Source organism: Salipiger sp., from assembly GCF_059781815.1.
In genome coordinates, this window is the sequence record NZ_JBYNAH010000015.1 from 1 (window position 1) to 7,381 (window position 7,381).

5 protein-coding genes are annotated in these 7,381 nt (G+C 69.1%); 2 read left to right on the forward strand and 3 right to left on the reverse strand.

Annotated elements, in window-relative coordinates:
• Positions 1-198 precede the first annotated feature (198 nt).
• Together ppsA and AC6RA4_RS03105 are read left to right on the forward strand one after the other, a co-directional pair.
• Positions 199-2,598 carry a phosphoenolpyruvate synthase gene (gene ppsA / locus AC6RA4_RS03100; protein ID WP_500157298.1) on the forward strand — a complete coding sequence of 800 codons (2,400 nt, stop codon included), beginning with the start codon at positions 199-201 and terminating at the stop codon, positions 2,596-2,598.
• A 280-nt stretch (positions 2,599-2,878) separates the two neighbouring features.
• Complete coding sequence (locus AC6RA4_RS03105; protein WP_500157300.1) at positions 2,879-3,631, forward strand: aspartate/glutamate racemase family protein; 753 nt, start codon at positions 2,879-2,881, stop codon at positions 3,629-3,631.
• A gap of 24 nt (positions 3,632-3,655) precedes the next feature.
• Here AC6RA4_RS03105 and AC6RA4_RS03110 read toward each other — a convergent pair whose 3' ends face one another.
• From AC6RA4_RS03110 to AC6RA4_RS03120, 3 genes are all read right to left on the reverse strand, one after another.
• Positions 3,656-5,347 carry a thiamine pyrophosphate-binding protein gene (locus AC6RA4_RS03110; protein WP_500157302.1) on the reverse strand — a complete coding sequence of 564 codons (1,692 nt, stop codon included), beginning with the start codon at positions 5,345-5,347 and terminating at the stop codon, positions 3,656-3,658.
• A 100-nt stretch (positions 5,348-5,447) separates the two neighbouring features.
• Positions 5,448-6,125 carry a GntR family transcriptional regulator gene (locus AC6RA4_RS03115; RefSeq protein WP_500157304.1) on the reverse strand — a complete coding sequence of 226 codons (678 nt, stop codon included), beginning with the start codon at positions 6,123-6,125 and terminating at the stop codon, positions 5,448-5,450.
• A gap of 322 nt (positions 6,126-6,447) precedes the next feature.
• On the reverse strand, positions 6,448-7,381 hold a 934-nt coding region (locus tag AC6RA4_RS03120), incomplete at its 5' end, for a 2-hydroxyacid dehydrogenase (protein ID WP_500157306.1).

Sequence of the window (7,381 nt, forward strand, 5' to 3'; positions counted from 1 at the left end):
CGCCATAGCTCTCCTACAATCGGTCGACGCGCCGGATCCGGCGCGTCTGCGGCGCCGCTCGGTTGCAGGGCGACCTCCTCGACCGCCAGTCCCGAACGCCACCGACGGGGCGCCATGTCCCGCTGCCGCTTGACCGCAATCAAGGTGCGCCTCTGCGGATCGTCCTAGGCTTCTTCCCGGCTAAGGGAGGAGAGGCCGATGAACATGCAAGAGCGAGACAGCGCCGCTGCGCTGCACTGGTTCGAGGATCTGACCCGCGAGGATGTGCCCACCGTCGGCGGCAAGAACGCCTCGCTGGGCGAGATGGTGCGGTCGCTGGGAGAGAAGGGCGTGCAGGTGCCGCCGGGATTTGCCACAACCGCCGACACCTATCGCCGCTTCATCGCCGCGAACGATCTCGAGGGCAGGATGGGTGAGGTGCTCGCCGATCTCGACGCGCAGCGCATCGGCCTCGCCGAGGCAGGGCGCAGCATTCGCGCCGCCATCGTCGGCGGGCGCTGGCCCGATGGGATCGAGGCGCAGATCCGCGCCGCCTATCGCGAGCTGGGGCGGCGCGCGGGGCAGGAGGCGCCCGCCGTCGCGGTGCGCTCCTCGGCCACCGCCGAGGATCTGCCCGACGCCAGCTTCGCCGGCCAGCAGGAGACCTTTCTCAACGTGCGCGGCGAGGCCGCGCTGCTCACCGCCTGCCGGCGCTGCTTTGCCTCGCTCTTCACCGACCGGGCGATCACCTATCGCAAGCTCAAGGGCTTCGGCCAGCTCGAGGTGGCGCTGTCGGTGGGCGTGCAGCTGATGGTGCGCTCCGACATCGGCGGCTCGGGCGTGATGTTCTCGCTCGACACCGAGAGCGGCTTTGACCGCATCGTGCTGATCAATGCGGCCTGGGGCCTGGGCGAAAACGTGGTGCAGGGGACGGTGAGCCCGGACGAGTATCAGGTGTACAAGCCGTTTCTCGACCGCGCCGAGCTGGCGCCGATCCTGCACAAGGGGCTCGGTGCGAAAGAGATCAAGATGATCTACCAGAGCACAGCAGACGCCCCGACGCGCAACGTGCCGACCTCGAAGGCCGAGCGCGAGAGCTTTGTGCTGTCCGATGCCGAGATCCTCGATCTCGCCCGCGCCGCGGTGGTGATCGAGGACCACTACGGCCAGCCGATGGACATGGAATGGGCGCGCGACGGCGAGAGCGGGCAGATCTATATCGTGCAGGCCCGGCCCGAGACGGTGCAGTCGCGCAGCGAGGCCGGCGCCTTCCGCAGCTACCGGCTTGGCAAGACCGGCGAGAAACTTCTGGGCGGGCTCAGCGTCGGCAACGCCATCGCCACCGGCGAGGTCTGCCTGATCGAAAGCGCCACCGATATCGACCGCTTCGTCGACGGCGCGGTGCTTGTCACCTCGAACACCGATCCCGACTGGGTGCCGATCATGAAGCGCGCCGCGGCCATCGTCACCGATCACGGCGGCCGCACCTCGCACGCCGCGATCATCAGCCGCGAGCTTGGCGTGCCGGCCATCGTCGGCACCGGCACGGCCACGCATCTGCTGCATGACGGGCAGGAGATCACCGTCTCCTGCGCCGCAGGCGACGAAGGCGAGATCTATGCCGGGAAGGCGGCGTTCAGCGTCGAGGAGACCCGGCTCGACGCGCTGCCCGAGACCCGCACCGAGGTGATGCTCAACATGGCCAACCCGTCGGCGGCGGCGCGCTGGTGGCGGCTGCCGGCGGATGGCGTGGGGCTGGCGCGAATGGAGTTCGTGGTCAGCAACGAGGTCCGGGTGCACCCGCTCGCGCTCACCCGCTACGACCAGTTGAAACCGGGGCCCGAGCGCGACGAGATCGACCGGCTCATCCGCGGGTTCGACGACCGGCTCGACTACTTCGTCGAGACGCTGGCCCGCGGCCTCTCGCGCATCGCGGCGACGTGGTATCCCAAGCCTGCGATCATCCGGATGAGCGATTTCAAGACCAACGAATATGCCGACCTGCTGGGCGGGCAGGGGTTCGAGCCGGCAGAGCAGAACCCGATGATCGGCTTCCGCGGTGCCTCGCGCTACTATTCCGACGCCTATCGCGACGGGTTCGCGCTCGAATGCCGGGCGATCCGGCGGCTGCGCGACAAGATTGGGTTCGACAACGTGGTGGTGATGATCCCGTTCTGCCGCACCGTGGGCGAGGCCGACCGGGTGCTTGAGGTGATGGAAGAGAACGGCCTCCGCCGGGGCGAGAACGGGCTGCAGGTCTATGTCATGTGCGAGATTCCGTCGAACGTGATCGAGGCCGACGCCTTCGCCGAGCGCTTCGACGGCTTCTCGATCGGCTCGAACGACCTCACCCAGCTCACCCTCGGTGTCGACCGCGATTCCGAGGCGCTGGCCGAGCTCTTCAGCGAACGCGACCCGGCGGTGCTGTGGATGATCGAGACGGTGATCGCCAAGGCCCGCAAGGCGGGACGCAAGATCGGCCTCTGCGGTCAGGCGCCAAGCAACCATCCCGATTTCGCCCGGCTGTTGGTGCGGGCCGGGATCGACAGCATCTCGGTCACGCCAGACAGCTTCTTTGCGGTGAAGGCCAACGTGGCCGAGGCAGAGGCGGAGGGCTGAGGGAGCAGAGCGGGCCAAGGGCTGAGCCGGGCGCGCGCAACGGGCTGCCGTTACGGTGCCCGGTCGGGGCGGGCGTGCGCGCCAAGCCGCCGGGTGCCGCCCGTCTCCCTGATCTCAACAAGGATCTCGGCGCGGTCCGGGGCACGCCCTTCCGAGCGCGTCGGACCGGCCCACAGGCGCCGGTAGGCAACAGGCGTCTGCGCCCTGCATTTGCGCCGTTGTGCATCACGGTCCAGCGGGTCATATCGAGAGGGCAGTTGCCCCAGCGGAGACCCGCCCGATGTTCGATCCCGTGCGCCCTTTCGGCCCCCCCGGCACCCATGTCGCCCAAGGCGGCAAGGCGATCTATGGCGCTCCGCTGGGGATCCTGATGCTCGAGGCGCGTTTTCCCCGCGTCTATGGCGACATGGGCAACGCGACGACCTGGCCGTTCCCGGTGCTCTACCATGTGGTGCGCGGCGCCAGCCCGGCCAAGGTGGTCTGCGACAAGGCCGAGGGGCTGCTCGAGCCGTTCATCGCTGCGGCGCGCGATCTTGTCGATCTGGGCGCCGAGGGCATCACCACCAATTGCGGCTTCCTGTCGATCTACCAGCGCCAGCTGGCCGAGGCGGTGCAGGTGCCGGTGGCGACATCGTCGATGATGCAGGTGCCTTGGGTGCAGGCGACTCTTCCGCCGGGCAAGCTGGTGGGGATCGTCACCATCAACGCCTCCGGCATCACGCCGGCGCATCTCGACGGCATCGGCGTGCCGCTCGACACGCCTGTGGCGGGGTGCGAGGACGGGGACGAGTTCTTCCCGGTGCTGATCAAGGCCGAGCGGCAGGAGCTCGATCTCTCCAAGGCCTGCGCTGACGTCGTCGCGGCGGCGCGAGCGCTGCAGGCGCGGCATCCGGAGCTTGGCGCCATCGTGCTGGAATGCACCAACATGGCGCCCTACAGCGCCGCGGTGCGCGCCGCGACGGGCCTGCCGGTCTACGACATCTACTCGATGACCACCTGGTTCCAGGCCGGGCTGCAGCCGCGCCGCTTCTGAGGCGGTGGACCGGTCAGCGCGGGCTCAGCCCATCCAGCGGCGCACCGGCGCGTTGGCCTCCTCGAGCGGCTGGGTCACGATGTCGACCAGCGTCGGGCCGTCATGCGCCACAGCCTCGGCCAGCACCTTCTCGAGCTCGGCCGGATCTTCGACGCGCCACGACTTAACGCCATAGGCCGCGGCCACGGCGGCCTGATCGACGCGGTTGAAATCAACGTTGTAATAGCGGCTGCCCTTGTCGGCCATCTGGCTGGCCTTGATCCAGCCGAAATTCGAGTTCGAGAACACCACGAAGGTGATCGGCGCGCGCGACCGGCAGACGGTCTCGAGCTCGCCCACGGTGAAGCCGAAGGAGCCGTCGCCCATCAGCGCCACGGTCTTGCTGTCGGGCCGCCCGTACCACGCGCCTAGCGAGGCGGAGAGCGAGTAGCCAAGCGCCCCGTGGGCGCGGTTGGTGATGAAATACCGCCCCGCCAGCGCCTGCCGGTAATAGGCCGAGGCATAGGGGCAGGAGGTGCCGGGGTCCGAGACCACGGTGGCATCAGATGGCAGCACCTTCATCAGCGCGGCGATGACGCGCTCGGGGCGGATGGGCCGGCTGTCTTCGGCGGCGATGCGGTCGAAGATCTCGAACTTGCGGCGCTTGATGTCGGCCACCGCGGCCGCGCCGCCGAAGGTCGCGGCGCCCTGGTCGCGGCGGTCGAGCTCGGCGTTGACCATCTCAAGCGCGAGGCGCAGGTCGCCCACCACGCCGACCTCGGTGGGCAGGTTGGCGCCGATCACCATCGGGTCGACGTCGAAATGCACGATGCGGGTGCCGGGGCTCGGGGCCTCCCAGCGCGAGGTGGTGGTCGAACCCGCGCGGCAGCCCATGAAGATCACCAGGTCGGCGGCCTCCATCATCTCCCAGGTCTGGTCGGTGCCGCCGTTCGAGCCCACGACGCCAAGCGCGTTGGGGTGGCTGTCGGCGAGCGCGCCTTGCCCCGAGATCGAGGTGGCGACGGCCACGTCGAGCCGGGTGGCGAGCCGGTCGAGCTCGGCCATGGCGCCCGAGACCACGATGCCGCCGCCGCAGACAATGAGCGGGGTCTTGGCCGAGAGGATCACGTCCACCGCTGCCTCGACCGAGGCCGGGTCGGGGCCGGTGCGGTAGGCGGGGTAGGTGGCGAGCGCCGGGTCGGCCCAGATCTCGGTCGGGTCGACCTGGTCGTACTGGATGTCATAGGGCAGGCCGAGATGGGCAGCGCCCGAGCGCCCAGTGGTCATGGCGCGGAAGGCGGCGCGGACCATGCGCGGGATGTGATCGGCGCGCTTGATCACCGTGTTCCACTTGGTCAGCGGGCGCATCAGCGCCTCCTGGTCGACCTCGGTCAGCGGGTATTTGCCGTAGCTCGCCACCGAGATGTCGGTGGTGATGCCGAGCACCGCGTAAGAGCTTTCCGAAGCCTCGATCAGGCCCGGAAGGATATAGGTCGCGCCGCCGCCAGAGGGGCCTTCGCAGACGCCGGGCCGGCCGGTGACGCGGGAATAGCCGTCGGCCATGTAGGTGGCGCAGCGCTCGTCGCGGGTCAGCACGTGTTCGATCTTGTGATCGAGCAGGTGCATCGCGTCGTAGAAAGGCAGGGTGGTGTCGCCGCAGAGGCCGAAGATGTGCCGCACGCCCTGCGCCTCGAGCATCCGCACCATCGCCTCGGCGCCGTTCAGTCTGTTGTCCATGCGGGGTCTCCTTGGCAGGGAAGGCGGCGCGGGGCCGGGGGAAGGGCTGTGTTCCGATCTGTATACAACTCTGTGCGCAGCGCGGCAACGGCGTCGGGGCTTAGCTCCGGGCGCTGGTATAGACATGCCCGTAGGCGGCCTTGACCGCGGCGAGGATGTCTTCCTTGCGATGCAGGATATGCACCCGCATTGCGGCCATCGCCGCCTCGGCATCGCGGTCGCGCAGATGGGCGAGCATGTCGCGGTGCTGGGCCTGGGTCTGGTCGCGCCGGCCTTCCATGGCGATCCATCGGATCAGGTGCAGCCGGTCGTTGAGGTTGGCGAGCATCTGGCGCAGCACGGCATTGCCGGCGAGCGCGGCGATGCGGTCGTGAAAGCCGATATCGAGCTCGATCAGCCGGTCGACCGAGGCCTCGGGCGATTCCGCCATGCTCTCGTCGAGAAAGGCGGCCAGCTCGTCGAGCCCGCTGGCGTCGGCGCGCGCGCAGGCGAGCCGGATGGTGGCGCATTCGATTTCGAGCCGGGCCTCGAACAGGTCGAAGACGTGCTCGGGGTCGAGAGGCGGGGTTGCGAAGCCTCGGTCGAGATGCACCAGCAGCCCTTCGGCGGTGAGGCGGTTCAGCGCCTCGCGCAGCGGCGTGCGGCTGATCTCGAGCTCGGCTGCCAGCGCCACCTCGTTGAGCTTTTCTCCGGGCAGGAAGGACGAGCGCAGCAACCGCTCGCGCAGCTGGCCGTAGGCGCGATGCGCGGAACTGGGCGGAACAGGCTGCGGGGGCATGCGGGGCTTCCTTGCCGACGGTGGTGTATGCAGCACCGTATGCAGCCGCAGGATGCGGGGTCAATGTCTCGCGGAGGCCGCGTCGGGGCGGTCCGAGCGGGACAGTTGCGCTCCGGGGGAGGTGTGCGGCCCTCCGGAGCGGCCCCCCCTGGCGCCCGGCTCCGCTCGAGGCGGTGCCGCGGACCGGCGCGCCTAGCGCGGGCGGGCCGCGCTCAGCTCGAAGTTCGCGGCGTTTTCCGGCCAGTCGGGCTGGCCGAGCGCACTCCAAAGGCGGCAGGGCAGGCCAAGGAGGCCGGGCGGGCAACCCGCCCGGCGCTTTGGGTCAGTACCCGCGCGACGCATCGGCGAGATCGGCGCAGGTGCCGGTCGCCTCGAAGGTCTTGAGGTTGGCGGCGATGATCCGCCCGCCGGTGGCGGCATCGATCTGCGAGGCCACGTGCGGGGTCACGGTGATGCCCGGGGTGGTCCAGAACGGGTTGTCGGTGGGCAGCGGTTCCTGGTGGAACACGTCGAGCGTGGCCTGCTTGATCTGGCCGCTCTCGAGCGCCGCCAGCAGATCGGCATCGACGAGATGCGGGCCGCGGGCGCAGTTGATCACGCAGGCGCCTTCGGCGAGCTTGCCGAAGAGCTCGGCATTGAGGATCCCGGTGGTGTGCTCGGTCAGCGGCAGCAGGTTCACCAGGATCTCGCAACCGTCGAGAAAGGCGTCCATCTGCTCGGGGCCGGTGAAGGTCTCGACACCTTCGATCGACTTCGGCGATTTCGACCAGCCGCGGGTGGTGAAGCCCAGCATCGACAGGGTCTGCGCCGCCGCGGCGCCGAGATTGCCGAGGCCCATGACACCGACAGTGCGGTTGGGCGCGACGGGCACCACGATGGCGTGCCAGTCGAGCTCGGCCTGGGCCTGCAGCTGGCGCGGCATGTCGCGGTGATGGCGCAGCACGTGCAGCGCCACGTATTCGCGCATCCGCTGGGTCAGGTCATCGCCCACGGTGCGGATGATCGGCACGCCCTGCGGCAGTTCCTCGTCGTTCAGCACGTGGTCGATGCCCGCCCCGATAGAGACGATGGCCTTGAGATTGCTGAATTTCGCGAGATCGCCTGTACGCGGCCGCCAGACCACGGCATAGGTAACGGCGTCGGGGTCGGCGATGTCATCCAGCGCGGCGATGTCCCAGCCGGGCATCAGCTCCTGCAGCATCTCCACCCACCACTGGGCCTTGTCTTCGAGGGGGAGGTAGACGGCAATGGTCATG